General features: G+C 64.1%; 15 protein-coding genes and 1 riboswitch. Of the genes, 9 read left to right on the top strand and 6 right to left on the bottom strand.

From position 1 onward, the window contains the following. Positions 1–95: 95 nt before the first annotated feature. From PV760_RS08380 to PV760_RS08370, 3 genes are all read right to left on the bottom strand, one after another. Positions 96–1,295, bottom strand: a complete 1,200-nt coding sequence (locus tag PV760_RS08380; RefSeq protein ID WP_039243100.1) for a cation:proton antiporter — start codon at positions 1,293–1,295, stop codon at positions 96–98. A 5-nt stretch (positions 1,296–1,300) separates the two neighbouring features. Further along, positions 1,301–1,783 carry a cation:proton antiporter regulatory subunit gene (locus tag PV760_RS08375; RefSeq protein ID WP_018778177.1) on the bottom strand — a complete coding sequence of 161 codons (483 nt, stop codon included), beginning with the start codon at positions 1,781–1,783 and terminating at the stop codon, positions 1,301–1,303. A gap of 65 nt (positions 1,784–1,848) precedes the next feature. Beyond that, positions 1,849–3,252 carry an MFS transporter gene (locus PV760_RS08370; RefSeq protein WP_354627549.1) on the bottom strand — a complete coding sequence of 468 codons (1,404 nt, stop codon included), beginning with the start codon at positions 3,250–3,252 and terminating at the stop codon, positions 1,849–1,851. A 199-nt stretch (positions 3,253–3,451) separates the two neighbouring features. On the opposite strand from PV760_RS08370, the gene PV760_RS08365 reads away from it, so the two are divergent. Genes PV760_RS08365 through mnhG form a run of 6 tightly spaced genes read left to right on the top strand, consistent with a single transcriptional unit; the run spans position 3,452 to position 9,766 of the window. Beyond that, positions 3,452–6,487: a Na+/H+ antiporter subunit A gene (locus tag PV760_RS08365; protein ID WP_354627548.1), complete on the top strand. Its 3,036-nt coding sequence runs from the start codon at positions 3,452–3,454 to the stop codon at positions 6,485–6,487. Then, positions 6,484–6,984, top strand: a complete 501-nt coding sequence (locus PV760_RS08360; protein WP_018778180.1) for a Na(+)/H(+) antiporter subunit C — start codon at positions 6,484–6,486, stop codon at positions 6,982–6,984. Before PV760_RS08365 ends, PV760_RS08360 begins: the two co-directional genes overlap by 4 nt. Continuing rightward, positions 6,981–8,549, top strand: a complete 1,569-nt coding sequence (locus tag PV760_RS08355) for a Na+/H+ antiporter subunit D (protein ID WP_354627547.1) — start codon at positions 6,981–6,983, stop codon at positions 8,547–8,549. Before PV760_RS08360 ends, PV760_RS08355 begins: the two co-directional genes overlap by 4 nt. Then, entirely contained in the window at positions 8,546–9,112 is a 567-nt protein-coding gene (locus tag PV760_RS08350) for a Na+/H+ antiporter subunit E (protein ID WP_018778182.1), read from the top strand. The genes PV760_RS08355 and PV760_RS08350 overlap by 4 nt, the downstream gene beginning before the upstream one ends. Next, positions 9,109–9,387, top strand: coding sequence for an MrpF/PhaF family protein (locus PV760_RS08345; RefSeq protein WP_018778183.1), 279 nt, complete (start codon positions 9,109–9,111; stop codon positions 9,385–9,387). The genes PV760_RS08350 and PV760_RS08345 overlap by 4 nt, the downstream gene beginning before the upstream one ends. Next, on the top strand, positions 9,377–9,766 hold the full coding sequence (gene mnhG / locus PV760_RS08340; protein WP_018778184.1) for a monovalent cation/H(+) antiporter subunit G: 390 nt from the start codon (positions 9,377–9,379) through the stop codon (positions 9,764–9,766). Before PV760_RS08345 ends, mnhG begins: the two co-directional genes overlap by 11 nt. Before the next feature lie 98 nt (positions 9,767–9,864). Here the strand turns inward: mnhG and PV760_RS08335 are convergent, their stop codons facing one another. Beyond that, entirely contained in the window at positions 9,865–10,125 is a 261-nt protein-coding gene (locus PV760_RS08335; protein ID WP_018778185.1) for a DUF4235 domain-containing protein, read from the bottom strand. Between the two features lie 26 nt (positions 10,126–10,151). After that, positions 10,152–10,829, bottom strand: coding sequence for an NUDIX hydrolase (locus PV760_RS08330; RefSeq protein WP_354627546.1), 678 nt, complete (start codon positions 10,827–10,829; stop codon positions 10,152–10,154). A gap of 297 nt (positions 10,830–11,126) precedes the next feature. Further along, positions 11,127–11,263: riboswitch (TPP riboswitch) on the top strand. Between the two features lie 76 nt (positions 11,264–11,339). Here PV760_RS08330 and PV760_RS08325 point away from each other — a divergent pair. Genes PV760_RS08325 through PV760_RS08315 form a run of 3 tightly spaced genes read left to right on the top strand, consistent with a single transcriptional unit; the run spans position 11,340 to position 14,322 of the window. Then, positions 11,340–11,960: an ECF transporter S component gene (locus tag PV760_RS08325; protein WP_039243096.1), complete on the top strand. Its 621-nt coding sequence runs from the start codon at positions 11,340–11,342 to the stop codon at positions 11,958–11,960. Further along, positions 11,960–13,531, top strand: coding sequence for an ABC transporter ATP-binding protein (locus tag PV760_RS08320; protein WP_354627545.1), 1,572 nt, complete (start codon positions 11,960–11,962; stop codon positions 13,529–13,531). Before PV760_RS08325 ends, PV760_RS08320 begins: the two co-directional genes overlap by 1 nt. After that, positions 13,528–14,322 carry an energy-coupling factor transporter transmembrane component T family protein gene (locus PV760_RS08315; protein ID WP_110505173.1) on the top strand — a complete coding sequence of 265 codons (795 nt, stop codon included), beginning with the start codon at positions 13,528–13,530 and terminating at the stop codon, positions 14,320–14,322. The genes PV760_RS08320 and PV760_RS08315 overlap by 4 nt, the downstream gene beginning before the upstream one ends. On the opposite strand, the gene PV760_RS08310 is transcribed toward PV760_RS08315, so the two are convergent. Continuing rightward, a complete protein-coding gene (locus PV760_RS08310) occupies positions 14,319–14,918 on the bottom strand; it encodes a GNAT family N-acetyltransferase (RefSeq protein ID WP_018778190.1) in 600 nt (199 codons plus the stop codon). The two genes, PV760_RS08315 and PV760_RS08310, sit on opposite strands and share 4 nt — an antisense overlap. Between the last annotated feature and the right edge of the window lie 28 nt (positions 14,919–14,946).

The following is a 14,946-nucleotide window of genomic DNA, read 5'->3' as shown; positions in this document are numbered from 1 at the left end:
GGCTTTCCCAGAGGGGTTTGGGGTGGGATGTCGCCCCTCGGTGAGGGTTTTGGGGTGGGATGTCGCCCCCCGGTGGAGGCGAGGGGGTGGCGACGTTACGCCGGTGCGCGGTCCGTGGTCCGGGGTGGAGCTTTCGGGGTTCTGCGGATGGCCTTGACTACGGGTTCCACGAAGCGGGCGGCCAACGGACCTACGATGGCCATGATGAGGACGTAGGCCGTGGCCAGTGCGGCGAGTTCTCCAGGAACCGCCCCGGAGGCGACGGCCAAGCCGGCGATGACGATGGAGAACTCACCACGGGCAATAAGCGCAGCGCCCGCACGGAAGCGGCCGGGCATCGCGATACCGGCCCTTTTGGCAGCCCAGATCCCCGTGAGCATCTTGGTGGCGGCAGTCAGCACCGCCAGGAGGAGGGCCCAGCCCAGCACAGGGGGAATTGAGGTGGGGTCCGTGTTGAGGCCGAACGCCACAAAGAAGATCGCAGCGAAAAGGTCGCGCAATGGTTCAAGGATGCGGGTGGCGTTGTGGGCGGTAGCGCCGGATATGGCGATGCCCAACATGAACGCTCCCACGGCTGCGGATACCTGAAGGGCCGATGCGATTCCGGCCACCAACAGGGCGAGTCCCAGGACATTGAGCAGGAAGACCTCGGAGTTTTCGCTGTGGATAGCCTGCGAGACCCGATGCCCGTGCTTGAGGGCGATCACCAGCACTACCGTGACCACTGCCAGTGCAATCCCCACCGTCTGCAGTCCGCCCAGGAACCCGACGCCGGCAAGGATGGCGGTGAGAATGGGCAGGTAGATGGCCATCGCGAGGTCTTCGAAAACCAGGATGGAAAGCACCACAGGCGTTTCGCGGTTACCGATTCGGCCCAGGTCGGTAATGACCTTCGCGGCGATGCCGGAAGACGAAATGTAGGTGACACCGCCCATGACGATGGCCCCTACAAGACCCCACCCCAGCAGGACGGCAAGGCCTGCGCCCGGTAAGAAGTTGAGCACGAAGTCCATGACCCCTGCTTGCCAGGACCGGCGAAGGCCGGTTACCAGCTCTGAGGCGGTGTATTCCAAGCCGAGCATAAGCAGCAGCAGGATGACGCCCATCTCGCCTGAGAGATGCGCGAACTCGTGCATGCCATCCAGCTTGACCAAGCCCCCGGCACCGAAGGCCAAGCCACCCACGAGATAGAGGGGAATGGGGGACATGCCGATTTTGCCCGCTAACCGAGCCAGGAGGCCGAGGCAGAACACGACGGCCCCCAGTTCAATGAGGGCTAGTGCGAGCGGATCCATAGCGGTCAGCCGTTGCGGAGGATGTCGGCTGCCGAGTCAAGTCCTTCCTGGGTGCCGACCGCTACGAGCAGATCACCGGTGTGAAGTACGACGTCGGGCGCCGGCGAGGGGACGACCTCACCTTCGCGCATGATCGCCACGATGGAGACGCCACTGCGTGTGCGGATTTGGGCCTTGCCCATGGCCTGGTTCACGAATGGAGAATCAGCCGTAATGGAAAACTGTCGTGTGACGATACCGGGGACCTCGCGGTGCGCCTCGGCCAGGCGCATGGCGATGTGCTGTCCGCCCAGGAGGTTCCCCAAAGTCGAGGCTTCATCCGCCGTCAACGGGATGGAGGCCTGGCACGTATCCGGGTCATCCCACGTCGAGACGAAAAGCTCGGTTTCGCCCTCGCGCAGTTCCACCACGCCAATACGGCGGCCGGAGGCCGTCACGAAGTCCTTCCGGATGCCAAGGCCCGGAAGTTCGGTCTCATCCACGTTCATAGCTCCACCCTAAACTCTGTTGAACCGGTCCGGTACGTTGTTGACGCCCAACCGGCCCTATGTAGTTAACGCTCTGGTACTACGGCTATTTCCACTTTGGCCGGTGGCTTCACGGGCAGGATCACCAGGAGACCGGCCAGGAGCACAACCATGATCCCGAGGATGCCCCAACGTTGTGCCTCCCCGGCGGCAACGAGCGGCGAGGCGATGGTGATGCACAGCGTGAACAGGGTGGGGGCGAGGAAACTGACGGCCCTTCCCGTTGTGGCGTACAGGCCGAACAATTCGCCCGATTCTCCGGCCGGGGCAAGCCTGGCAAGGTAGGCCCTGGAAGAGGACTGGGCGGGACCTACGAAAAGGCAGAGCAGAAGCCCGAAGACCCAGAACGTTGCAGAACCGGGCCACGCGTTGCCGAAGAAGACATAGTCTTCGTTGCCGAGGACCAGGATGAAGGTTCCCGCGGTCAGCAGCCCTATCAGGGACAGGATGATGACAGCCTTGGGGCCGATCCTGTCGTCCAGGAAGCCGCCGATCACAGCGCCAACAGCCGCCACTACGTTGCCAAAGATGGCGAAGAAGATGACTTCTTTGAGCTCGAAACCAAAGGTTCCCGCCGCGATGACGCCGCCAAAGGTGAACACGGCGGCCAGCCCGTCGCGGAAGATGGCGCTGGACAGAAGGAAGTAGATGGTGTGCGGACTGGTCTTGTAGATGGCCCCGATACGCCGGATCAGCAATCTGTAGGAGGCGAAGAAGCCCAAGGATGAGGTGTCCTTCTTCACGGATACCTCAGGGACGGCAAACATCACGGGCAGGGCGAAGATAAAGAACCACAGGGCTGAGAAAACGGCGACCAACCGTATGTTGAGCGAGTCCTGGGTGGAGGCTCCGAACCAGTCGAAGGAAGGCTGGACAAAGAGCTGCAGGACCAGCAGAAGCGCCACGATTCCGCCGAGGTAACCCATGCCCCAGCCGAAGCCGCTGACCTTGCCAATGTTCCTGGGTGTTGAGATCTGGGCCAACATGGCGTTGTAGTTCACGCCGGCAAACTCGAAGAACACATTGCCCAGGGCGATCAGGCAGACACCCAGGAGCAGGAATTCCGGCCGCGGGAAGACGAAGAAGCACAGTCCCGTGAGCAGCGCCGTCGCGGCAGTGTTGACTCCAAGCCAGAGTTTCCGCCTGCCCCCGGCGTCGGAACGCTGCCCGGTGACCGGTGCCACTAACGCGATGGCCAGGCCGGCAATGGCCAGCGCGGCACCCAAAGCGGCAGATGCGGCGTCTTCTTCGCCGAACGCATTGGACGTGAGGTAAACCGTGAAAACAAACGTCGTCATGACCGCGTTAAAGGCAGCCGAACCCCAGTCCCAGGAAGCCCACGCCAGGATTTGCCCCTTTTTTGAGGCGACGGGACCCGTGGCGAGCGCGGATGTCGGGTGGGAGGCTTCGGGAACTGCGGCCGCGTTCATAGTGTGAATGCTATAGGTGCAGGGAACGCCGCGCGCGGATGACAGACCGCGTTGTGAACAACCCCCGATGAACAGCGGGCGGAGCGGGAAAGTGGCCAAAAACTGTCCTGGCCCCTTGATAAACTAGGTAAACCGAACCCAACGTATGACCGCCTGCTCCAACTTTTGACAATTCGTTCCTGACTTTGCGGAGAAAACAGTGATCACAGTTCTCGCCATCACCTTTGCAGCGGCAACTGTGGCGCCCTTGATCTTCCGCTCACTTGGACGAAATGCGTTCTACGTGCTGGCCGCCGTCCCCGCAGCCGCTTTCGTCTGGTTGGTCCTCCAGTACGGCCCCGTATATTCCGGTGGCGGCATAGAGGAAATCCTGCCGTGGATTCCGAGTCTGCAGCTTGAGCTCGCCTTCCGCATGGATCCCTTGGCGTGGGTCATGTCCCTGCTGATTCTGGGTGTCGGTTCGCTGGTGCTGGTTTACTGTGCCCGCTATTTCAAGAACAAGGATCCTGGACTGGGCGGTTTTGGTGCCCAGCTCCTGGCCTTTGCCGGCGCCATGTTTGGCCTTGTGACCTCCGATGACCTGCTGATGCTGTTCATCTTCTGGGAACTCACCACCATCCTGTCCTACCTGCTCATCGGCTACGCCCGCACCCGTTTGGCAGCCCGCCGGTCAGCCCTTCAAGCGCTGATGGTCACCACCGCTGGTGGCCTGGCGATGCTCGTAGGCCTGATCATCGTGGGCCAGGCCGCAGGCACTTACCGCATTTCCGCCATTCTGGACCAAGCCGGGACGCTCATGAGCGGACCCATGCAGGGCGCCGTGACCACCGCCGTCGTACTGATCCTGGTGGGTGCCATCACCAAATCCGCACTGGTCCCGTTCCACTTCTGGCTCCCCGGCGCGATGGCGGCTCCGACGCCGGTCAGCGCCTACCTGCATGCGGCGGCCATGGTGAAGGCCGGTATCTACATCGTTGCGAGGCTCGCTCCGGGTTTTGCTGCCTCGGAATTCTGGCTGCCGGTGGTGCTGGGACTTGGTTTGGCCACCATGCTTGTTGGCGGCTACCGCGCGCTGCGGCAGACCGACATCAAACTCATCCTTGCTTACGGCACCGTCAGCCAGCTCGGTTTCCTGACCATGGTGGTGGGGCTGGGCCGGCCCGACGCCGCGCTGGCCGGGTTGGGGCTGCTGCTGGCGCACGGCCTGTTCAAGGCTGCGTTGTTCCTGGTGGTGGGCATCATCGACCACCAATCCGGAACGCGCGACATCCGCAAGCTCTCCGGCGTCTTCCGCTCGTCCCGCGCCCTGGCCGTGGTTGCAGCGATCGCCGCCGCATCCATGGCCGGTGTTCCTCCGCTGGCAGGTTTCGTCGCGAAAGAGTCGGTCTTCGAAGCGTTCGTTCACTACGGAACCGGCCACGACGCCCCTGCCTGGGGGATCTGGATCCTGGTGGGCCTTGTCATCGGCTCGATCCTCACCTTCGCCTACAGTGCCCGGTTCATGTGGGGAGCGTTCGCCGTCAAGCCCGGCGTGGAGCCCACCCCGTTCAAACCGATCAAGCCCGCCTTCCTCGCCGCCCCCGCCATCCTGAGCTTGCTCACCATCGTGTACGGGCTGTGGCCCGCGCCGGTGGACACCTGGATCCAGCCTTACGCCGCGCTGTTCGCCGGCGGACCGGACGCCGTCGACGCCGGACACCTGGCTTTGTGGCACGGGTTGACGCCTGCTTTGGGCCTGACCGCGGTCACTTTCGTGCTGGGTGCGGCCATGTTCTACGGACGGAACCTCGTTGCCCGCGCCCAGGGCCTGGTGCCCGACTGGGTGGATGGCGATCGCGCGTACCAAAACACCATTGGTGCCTTGGACGATGTGGCCGTCTGGGTCACGGGCCGCACGCAACGTGGTTCGCTGTACTTCTACCTGGCGGTAATCCTGACTGTCGCCTTCGCGGTTCCCTTGACTGCCATGCTCATGGCCAACAAACCGCTGCCTGACGGCATCTACTTCATCGACCCCAACTCACCCCTGCAGCTGGTGGCAGGAGCCGGAATCGTCGTGGGGGCGCTGGCCGCAGTTCGGGCCAACAAGCGCTTCCTCGCCGTGCTCATGGTGTCGGTCACCGGTTACGGCATTGCCCTCATGTTTGCCCTTCAGGGTGCCCCCGATCTGGCTTTGACGCAGATGCTGGTGGAGACCATCGTGCTGGTGGCCTTCGTGCTCGCGATGCGGAGCCTTCCTGCGGAATTGCGTGACAGGACAGGCGGCCGGCTCAGGGTGATCCGCGTGATCATCGGTGCGGCTTTCGGCATCACCATGATCTTCGTTGCCATCTACGCGATGGGGGCCCGCGTTGCTACTCCGGTTTCCCTGGACTTCCCGCGCCTGGCCTACGAAGGCGGCGGCGGGCTGAACGTGGTCAACGTGACCCTCGTGGACATCCGCGCCTGGGATACCTTCGGCGAAATCTCGGTCTTGGCGATCGCCGCCACGGGTGTGGCGAGCTTGATCTTTGTCCGGAGCCGCGGTGACCGCATCAAGACCTCCGAGGCCGTACCGGAAGGCAGCGTGGGGCGCCGTACCGGCGTCGAACGTGATTCCCGGGCCGGCGCCACGCTCGCCGTCGCCAAGAAGTTCACGGATGTTACCCGCGACGCCTGGCTCGTGGCGGGCCGTACCCTGGCCCCCGAGCGGCGTTCGATCATTTTCGAAGTCGTCACCAGGCTCATCTTCCACTCGATGATTGTCTTCTCGATCTACCTCCTCCTCGCAGGACACAACCTGCCGGGCGGCGGGTTCGCCGGCGGCCTGACCGCCGGGCTCGCTCTGACCATCCGCTACCTGGCCGGCGGACGGTTCGAGTTGAGCGAAGCTGCGACAGTCAGCGCCGGAACACTTTTGGGAACGGGACTTGCGACGGCGGCAGCGTCCGGTTTTGTCCCGTTGTTCCTGGGCGGACAGGTCTTCCAGAGCGCGATCATCGAGTTCTGGCTGCCCGTCTTCGGAGACGTCAAGTTCGTCACGTCCACCATTTTCGATATCGGCGTGTACATCGTGGTGGTGGGATTGGCGTTGGACGTCCTCCGCAGCCTTGGTGCCGAGATCGACGAACATTTTGAAGGCAAGGGCGCGCCCCTCACCGAGGAAGAGGCAGCCGAGCAGGCCGGGGTGTCGCAGGAAGCCGGGCTGGCCCAGGAAGCTGCCCAATCCGTCGCGTCCGGGAAAGGTACGGCATGAGCATCAACCTGACCCTGCTGATCGTCATGGGCGTCCTGTACGCCTGCGGAATCTACCTGATCCTGGAACGCAGCCTCACCCGCGTGCTGCTCGGGCTGATGCTGTTGGCCAACGCCACCAACATCCTGATCCTGAGCACCGGAGGGTATGCCGGCCTGGCGCCCTTCTTCACTAAGGAAACCAATCCGGATTCCTACAGTGATCCGCTTCCGCAGGCACTGATCCTGACCTCGATTGTCATTTCGTTCGCGGTCACGGCATTCATGCTCGGCATCATCTACCGCACCTGGGTGCTGGCCCGCCAGGACGAAATCCAGGACGACCTCGAAGACGTCCGCGTGGCAAAGACCCCCAGCTTCGACGCCGAGGACGACGCAATCGTGCCCTTGGAAACCTCGGAGTTCGCGGTCACCCCGTCCAGCACCTCGGACAGGAACCACCCGGAAGCCACAGAAACCCCCAACACTTCATCAACGCAGGAAGGAGGCAGCGCGTGAACCTCGCAAACCTGTCGCCGCTGGCTGTCCTCCTCCCCATCCTGGGCGCCGCGCTGGCGTTCCTCCTGATCCGGCACCAGAGCGCCCAACGGTTGGTCAGCATCGGCATCCTCAGCACCACGTTGCTGCTGGAATGCCTCCTGCTCTTCTCTGTCTGGTCCGGGGGCACAACCTCCGTCACCCTGGGCGGTTGGCTGCCGCCATGGGGTGTGGTCCTGGTGGTGGACCAGTTCTCCTCGCTCATGCTGGTGGTGTCCACAGTGGTGAGCCTGGCGGTTCTGGTCTACGCCACCGGCCAGGGCATGGCCGACGGCGACCACGAAGCTCCCGTGTCGATCTTCCACCCCACGTACCTGATCCTGGTGGCGGGAGTCTCCAACGCCTTCCTCACCGGGGACCTTTTCAACCTCTACGTCGGCTTCGAGATCCTGCTGACAGCAAGCTACGTGCTCATGACCCTCGGCGGGACGGGTCCGCGTATCCGTGCCGGCGTCACGTATGTGGTGGTCTCCGTAGTGTCATCTGTCCTGTTCCTTATCGCCATCGCCATGATTTACGGGGCCACCGGCACCATCACCATGGCGGATCTGGCCATCAAGCTGGCAGAGCTGGACCAAGGCACGCAGAACCTGCTGCATGTGATGCTCCTGGTCGCCTTTGGGATCAAGGCCGCCGTGTTTCCCCTGTCCTTCTGGCTTCCTGACTCCTATCCCACGGCACCGGCCCCCGTCACTGCGGTGTTCGCCGGGTTGCTGACCAAAGTGGGCGTCTACGCCATGGTGCGGACGGAGACCCTTTTGTTCCCCGGGGATACCCTCAACGTTCCCCTGATGGTGGTGGCGCTACTCACCATGGTTGTCGGTATTCTGGGTGCCCTTGCCCAGAGCGACATCAAACGTCTGCTGTCCTTCACGCTGATCAGCCACATCGGGTACATGGTGTTCGGGCTGGCCATGAGCTCCGTAGCGGGACTGGGTGCGGCAGTGTTCTACGTTGCCCACCACATCACCGTGCAGACCAGCTTGTTCCTGGTCACCGGACTCATAGAACGCCGGGGTGGCAGCTCCTCCATTGACCGCTTGGGCGGCCTGGCCAAGCTGTCGCCGTTGCTGGCGTTGCTGTTCTTCGTACCGGCCATGAACCTGGCGGGCATTCCTCCGTTCTCAGGCTTCCTTGGGAAGCTGGGTCTTCTGCAGGCCGGCGTGGAGCTCGGAACCCCACTGGCGATCGTGCTGGTAGTGGGCGGCGTGGTCACCAGCCTGCTGACGTTGCTGGCAATAGCCCGTGTGTGGAACAGGGCGTTCTGGCGCAAACCCGAGGATGCCGAATATCCGGATCCCGTGTTGATGACCCCCGGCAACGTCGGAGTGCTGCCGCGGACCATGGTGGGTTCCACTGCGGCACTGGTGGTGTTCGGGGTGGCGCTGACGGTGTTCGCCGGTCCGCTCTTCCAGGTCGCGGACGGTTCCGCGGAGATCATGCTGGACCGCTCGGCCTACATCCACTCGGTACTGGGTGACTCTGTCGAGGTGCCCCCGCTGGCGCAGAATGGCGGTACGAAATGAGCCGCAAGCCGATCTCGTTCCGCACGGAACTGCCGCTGCTCATCTGGCTGGTCATCGTATGGGGTGCGCTGTGGCGTGACTTCAGTCCGGGCAACCTGCTTTTTGGCGCGTTGATCGCCGTGCTGGTGGCCAAGTTCTTCTACCTCCCGCCTGTGGAGCTCAGCGGCAGGTTCAATGTCCTGCGTGCTGTTCCGTTCGCCCTGATGTTCGTCGCGAAAGTGGTGGCAGCGAGCTTCCTGGTGCTGTACCTGGCGGTGGTCAAGGGACCCAAGGTGCGCAGCGCCGTCGTCGCTGTTCCGTTGCGAAGCCACTCGGACCTCATGGTGACGGCTACAGGGCATGTCATCTCGCTGATCCCCGGCTCGCTGGTGGTGGAGGTGGACCGCTCCACCTCCACGCTCTACCTGCACGCGCTGAACATCTACGAAGAAGCGGACATCGACAAGATCCGCCGGGAGACGCAGAACATTGAGGCAGGGCTGATCCGCATCATGGGAACGCGGGAAGAAGTCGAGGCCCTGAAAGCAGAAGCCCGGCCCGGCATGGAAGGGGCAACGCTGTGAAGGAATTTGTTCTGGTGGCCACGGCGGTGATCCTCAGCCTCGCCGCTGCAGGTGCGATCGTGCGCATCGCGATTGGGCCATCTTTGCTGGACCGCGTCCTTGCCTCCGATGTCCTGCTGGCCATCCTTGGTGCTGCCCTCGCCATCGACATGGCCGTGAACCAACACCTCAACAACCTGATGCTGCTGGTGGCCCTCGCGGTGATCGGTTTCATCGGCTCAGTGACGGTTGCCCGGTTCGTGGCCGAGCGAAGGGAGCAAAGCAATGAGTCCTGACGCCACCGGAGTGGACCTGGTCATCGACATGGTGACCGCGGTGTTCCTCATAGTGGGCGCCCTGATGTCTTTGGGTGCCGCGATCGGCCTGCTGAGGTTCCCGGACCTCATGAGCCGCATGCACGCAGCCACCAAGCCGCAGGTGTTGGGCTTGTTCCTGATGCTCGCAGCGATCGGCCTGCAGATGCGTACTTGGTGGGTGTGGCCCGTCCTGCTGGTGGCGTGGATTTTCCAGCTTCTCACGGCGCCGGTGTCCGCCCACATGGTGGGGCGCTCCGCGTACCGGACCAAACACGGGCACCGCGAGAAGCTCACCAAGGACGAACTCGAAGCCGTGGTCCAAAGGGCCGCCGCCGGCCAGGAGCCCTCCGAACCTTAAGGCAACGCGGAACCTTAAAGCAACGCGGGGTCACTTATGGCCCATTACCCCCATGGGGATGGGCCATAAGTGACCCCGCGTTGCTTGTTGCGTGATGCTTAGACGATGTCCTGGGATTTCGCGAAGCGGGCAATCGCCCGCTGGGTGCCGCGGCTGGCAAGGACCTGGATCAGCGTGCTCACGAAAGCGGAAATCAGCGCGAAGGTCAGAGCCGAGCGGAGGCTCGTCTCCATGTCATCGTTGCCTGTGGGCGGCTTGTTGCCCGTGGCCTTTTCCCAGCCTTTGTTGACGAGTTTGGTACCGACAAAGCCTGCACCGAGGCTTACCCCGGCGCCCAGCAGCTTGAAAAAGAGGTTCATGCCACCAGCCTAGCTGCACGGCACGGCTACCCGCGGTTTTCCCGCTCCTTGAGAAACGCTGCCAAGGACCCGACCGGAGCCAGAACCGGGACGACCGGGTGCTCGGCGGACCACACTGCCTCTACGGAATCGAGGACAGCGATTTCCTTCAGCAGATAGTAGGTGGGTGGCATCAGCTTCAACTGCCCTGCGGCTTCCGCTTCCAGGATTCCGGACACCGGCATCCACAGCGACTGCCAAGCCTCCGTGGTTTGATGCCGGGGCTGCGCTTCCGGTGCAGGCTTGGCCACATAGAAGTAGGTGTCGAAGCGCTTGGGCATGTCTATGGGCGTGATCCAGTTGGCCCAGGGGCGCAGGTCTCCGGGCTCGATGCCCAGCCCGGCTTCTTCCTGGACTTCGCGGATTGCTGCCGTGAGCACCATTCCCGCGTTGCTCTCCGCCAACGCTGTGTCCGCCGAAATCGAACTCTGCGCCCAGGACAACGCATGGCTGCGCAACAGTTCCCCGGGGTAGTCCCAGCCGGACTGATCCACAGCGTCCACCCGGCCGCCCGGAAAGACCACCATTCCTGCCGCGAAGTCCATGGTGCTGACTCTGTGCTGGACAAATGCCTCAAGCCCCGAGGGGGAGTCGCGGAGCAGAATCACGCTGGCAGCGAGGCGTGGCTCGGCCACGGGTGCGTGGGAGCCTGGAAGATCCGTCATCAGGCCATTCTTGCAGGTGCGTTGTGGGGCCTGCTGTGCGTGTTTAGGCGCGGGGATGGGGTGCAGAGTGGGCCTCGCAACGCACCCTCGTTTGTTGTGGGGCCTGCTGTGCGTGTTTAGGCGCGGGGATGGGGCGCAGAGTGGGCCTCGCAATGCACTCCTGTTGTTGTGGGGCCTGGTGTGCGTGCTTAGGCGCGGGGATGGGGTGCAGAGTGGGCCTCGCAACAGGATTGTGACCGCGGCCCAGAGCCGGCCGTACGCGGAGGTGTAAACTGAACCCGCCCATCAGGGCAGATTTGATAACGACAGGGGAGCGCCGCCGTCGGACCTTGCAGCGATGCAGGAGACGCGAGGGCGCTGAGAGTGCGGACAGCCGCAGACCCTCGAACCTGATCCGGTTAGTACCGGCGCAAGGGAGTCGAGCTTCTCAGAGTGTCCGGAGCCGGACGGCGCAAGCCAGGCGGATTCCGGGGAGCACTTTCCCCTCCTGTAACCTCAGGAGGCAGAAAAATGACCACGGTAAACGTGAAGAAGACCAGTTATAGCTGGCGTGTTGTAGACATCGTGGTGGCGGCCCTCATCGCCATCGCCGGCGGCGTGATCTTCTGGGCCTGGTCCCAGGGCGCGGCACTGGTATCCATCCCCATGAATGCGGCATACCCGCCCCTGACCGGCCTGATCGCCGGTGGCTGGATGATCCCCGCAGTCCTGGGCATGCTCATTATCCGAAAGCCCGGCGCAGCTCTTTTCTGCGAGGCCGTCGCAGCCACGGGTGAGCTCATCATGGGTTCGCAGTACGGCACCACGGTGCTCATCTCCGGCGTCCTGCAGGGCCTTGGCGCCGAGCTGATCTTCGCCGCGTTCCGCTACAAGAAGTTCAACCTGCCCACCGCACTCCTCGCGGGCGCAGGCGCGGGCCTCTTCTGTGGCCTGAACGACTCCTTCCTGCCCTGGGGCTGGAATATCGCCTACGAGGCCATCGACAAGCTGACGTACATCACTTTCACCACCATCTCCGGTGCAGTGATCGCCGGCGGCCTGTCCTGGATCGCCACCCGCGGTCTGGCCACGACGGGTGTCCTGAGTTCCTTCGCGTCGCGGAAGGCCGCTTCGGAGCCAGTCTTCAACTGATGCCTGCCACACACAGCGGCACGGTCCGGCCTGCCGCCATCTCCGCCGAGGGGTGGGGATGGCGGCATGCCGGCCGGGCCCAGCCTGCCATCCAGGGCCTTGACCTCCGCATTGAACCGGGGGAACGCGTCCTGTTGCTGGGCCCTTCGGGGGCCGGCAAGTCCACGCTCCTGCACGCCCTCGCCGGGGTGCTGGGTGACGAGGAAGACGACTCTGATGAGACCGGTTCGCTGCTGATCGACGGCGTCACTTCCCGCGAGCAGCGTGGCCGCGCCGGGCTGATGCAGCAGGATCCCGAAACGCAGGTGGTTCTCTCCCGGGTGGGCGACGACGTCGCCTTCGGCGCCGAGAACCTTGCCGTGCCGCGCGAGGAGATCTGGTCCCGGGTGCATGAAGCGCTCGACGACGTCGGCTTGCGTACCGCATCAGGCGGCGGTTTGGCATTGGACCACCCGACGGCGGCACTTTCCGGGGGACAGAAGCAGCGCCTCGCGCTGGCCGGGATTTTGGCGATGCGGCCAGGCTTGATCCTGCTGGACGAACCCACGGCCAACCTCGATCCTGCAGGGGTCCTCGAGGTCCGCGACGCCGTGGCCCGCTGCCTGGACAAGACCGGCGCCACGCTGGTGGTGGTGGAGCACAGGGTGTCCGTGTGGAAGGATCTGGTGGACAGGATCGTGGTCCTGCAGCCCGGTACCGCAGGCCCGCAGTCAGGCACCCCGGGAGTCCTCCTGGATGGCCCGCCGGAGCAGGTCCTCACCCAGGCGCGCTCCATGCTGATGACGGCGGGCGTGTGGGTTCCCGGCTACGTTCCCGCCACAAGGGCGCGCGCCCGGACGTCCGGGACAAACGAACTCCTCCTCGCAGCGCAGGACCTGGCCGTGTCCCGGGAAAAGCCCAGGCGCAAGGGCTTCCGAACCATCCCTCCGGTTCCGGTGCAGAGGGACATCACCGCCCAGGTCCGTGCTGGGCAGGCGTTGACCATTACCGGGCCCAATGGTGCCGGGAAGTCCACTTTTGCGCTGACGTTGGCCGGCCTTCTGGCGCCGGTGGACGGCATGGTGAGCGCCGGCGTCGACCTTTCGGAGGGGGCGGGCATCGACCCGTACAAATGGAAGGCCGATCAGCTCATCTCCAGGATCGGCACGGTCTTCCAGGAACCGGAGCACCAGTTCGTCACGGGCAAGGTCCTGGATGAGCTCATGTTCGGCCCCAGGCACCTGGGCTACGGCGGGGAACGCGTGGACGAATTGGTGGAGCGGCTGAGGCTCTCCCATCTGGTGGACGCCAATCCCTACACACTGTCCGGCGGTGAGAAGCGCAGGCTTTCAGTGGCTACGGTGTTGGCGGCGCACCCGAAGGTACTTGTCCTCGATGAGCCCACCTTCGGACAGGACGCCAACACCTGGGCCGAGCTGGCCTCGTTCCTCTCGGAGTTGCTGGACGCCGGTACCGCCGTGGTTTCCGTGACCCACGACCAGGAATTCAGTGCCGTACTGGGCGGGACGGAACTGCCGCTCGGGCCGGTATCCCAAGGTGAGACGGCGCCTCAGGAAGCGGGTGCGGCATGAGGGACGCACTGAACCTGCGCGGCAACCACGCGCTCCTGACCCGGGCAAACCCGTTGGCGAAGTTCGTGGCCGTCTTCCTTATCTCCCTGGTGCTGGCCCTGTCCATCGACTGGGTTTCCGCGTCCACGGCTCTCATCGCGGAATTGGCGCTCTTCCCCTTGGCCGGCCTCACCCTCCGCCTTCTCTGGCAGCGTGCCTGGCCGCTGATCATAGCGGCGGCGATCGGTGGCTGGAGTACCGCGATTGTGGCCGCTGACAGCGGCGCAGTACTGCTCGACGTCGGACTCTGGTCCATCAGTGAAGGTTCCCTTGAGCTGGGGCTCGGCTTCATGCTGCGCGGTTTGGCGATCGCCCTCCCCGCGATCCTGCTGATGTCCTGCACCGACCCGACGGACCTGGCGGATGCACTTGCGCAGAAGGCAAAGCTGCCGCACCGATTTGTCCTCGGTTCCCTTGCCGCCATGCGGCTGGTGGGCCTCATGGCGGAGGAGTGGCAGACCATCGGCATGGCCCGGCGCGCCCGCGGTGTCGGCTCGCAGGGAAGCCCGATCCAGCGCCTCAAAGCGACGCTCGGACAGAGCTTCGGGCTGCTGGTCCAGGCCGTCCGGCGGGCTTCGCGGTTGGCCGTGACCATGGAAGCCCGCGGTTTCGGCGGGGGACAACGGACGTGGGCGCGTGAGTCCACGTACTCGCTGATGGACGTCTGGGTGGTACTTGGCGGCGTGGCCATAGCCGGAGGCGCCGTCCTCACGGCTTTGGGCGCCGGAACGTGGAGCTTCGTGTGGCGTTAGCGGGCCGGTAGCTCCTGGATTTCGTCGAAATCTGCGCGGGTGAGGAAGCCGAGCTGGGCCTCCTTCTCCTCGAGCTGGATGATCGGGCCGAGTTCGAAGCACGTCGCTTCAAGCCGGCGCAGGGCTTTGGCGTTGCGTGAGTCTGGCTCCACGATGATCCGGTCCTTGCCCGGGAGCGAGAACATGTACCTGATAAGGGAGGTGCCGAGCCTGGGCGTGAAGTGCGGAATGGGGCGCGTTGCCGGTGCCAGCAGCAGATGCATCCCGATGTCCGCCTCGCGGGCGGGGTAGGCCTCGCCCACGGGATCGTGCAGTGGTTCGTATGTCTGGAACAGGGCCAGGGGCTCGCCGTCGAGGAGGGCCAGGAAAGCGTGGTGCGTGTCCAGTGAGTCAAGGAACCCGTAGATTTCCAGCACTTCCTCTTGGGACTTCTCCGTCATGCCCCAGAACCTGGCGCGGGGTTGCTTGACCCATTCGAAGATGAGCCCGATGTCTTCGCTGGGGACCAGCGGGACAAGGCGCAATTCACCCCAGCCTTCGAGGTTCTCGGAGTAGACGGTGGTGCGGACGGAGAAGTCCTGGGTGGCGGTGCTCATGTGTTCCTTCGGTAGGCGGGTATCTGGT

Origin of the sequence: Paenarthrobacter sp. CC6, assembly GCF_040560085.1 — a bacterium.
GTDB classification, from domain to species: Bacteria; Actinomycetota; Actinomycetes; order Actinomycetales; family Micrococcaceae; genus Arthrobacter; species Arthrobacter nicotinovorans.
This window is presented reverse-complemented; position numbering and strand designations above follow the sequence as displayed.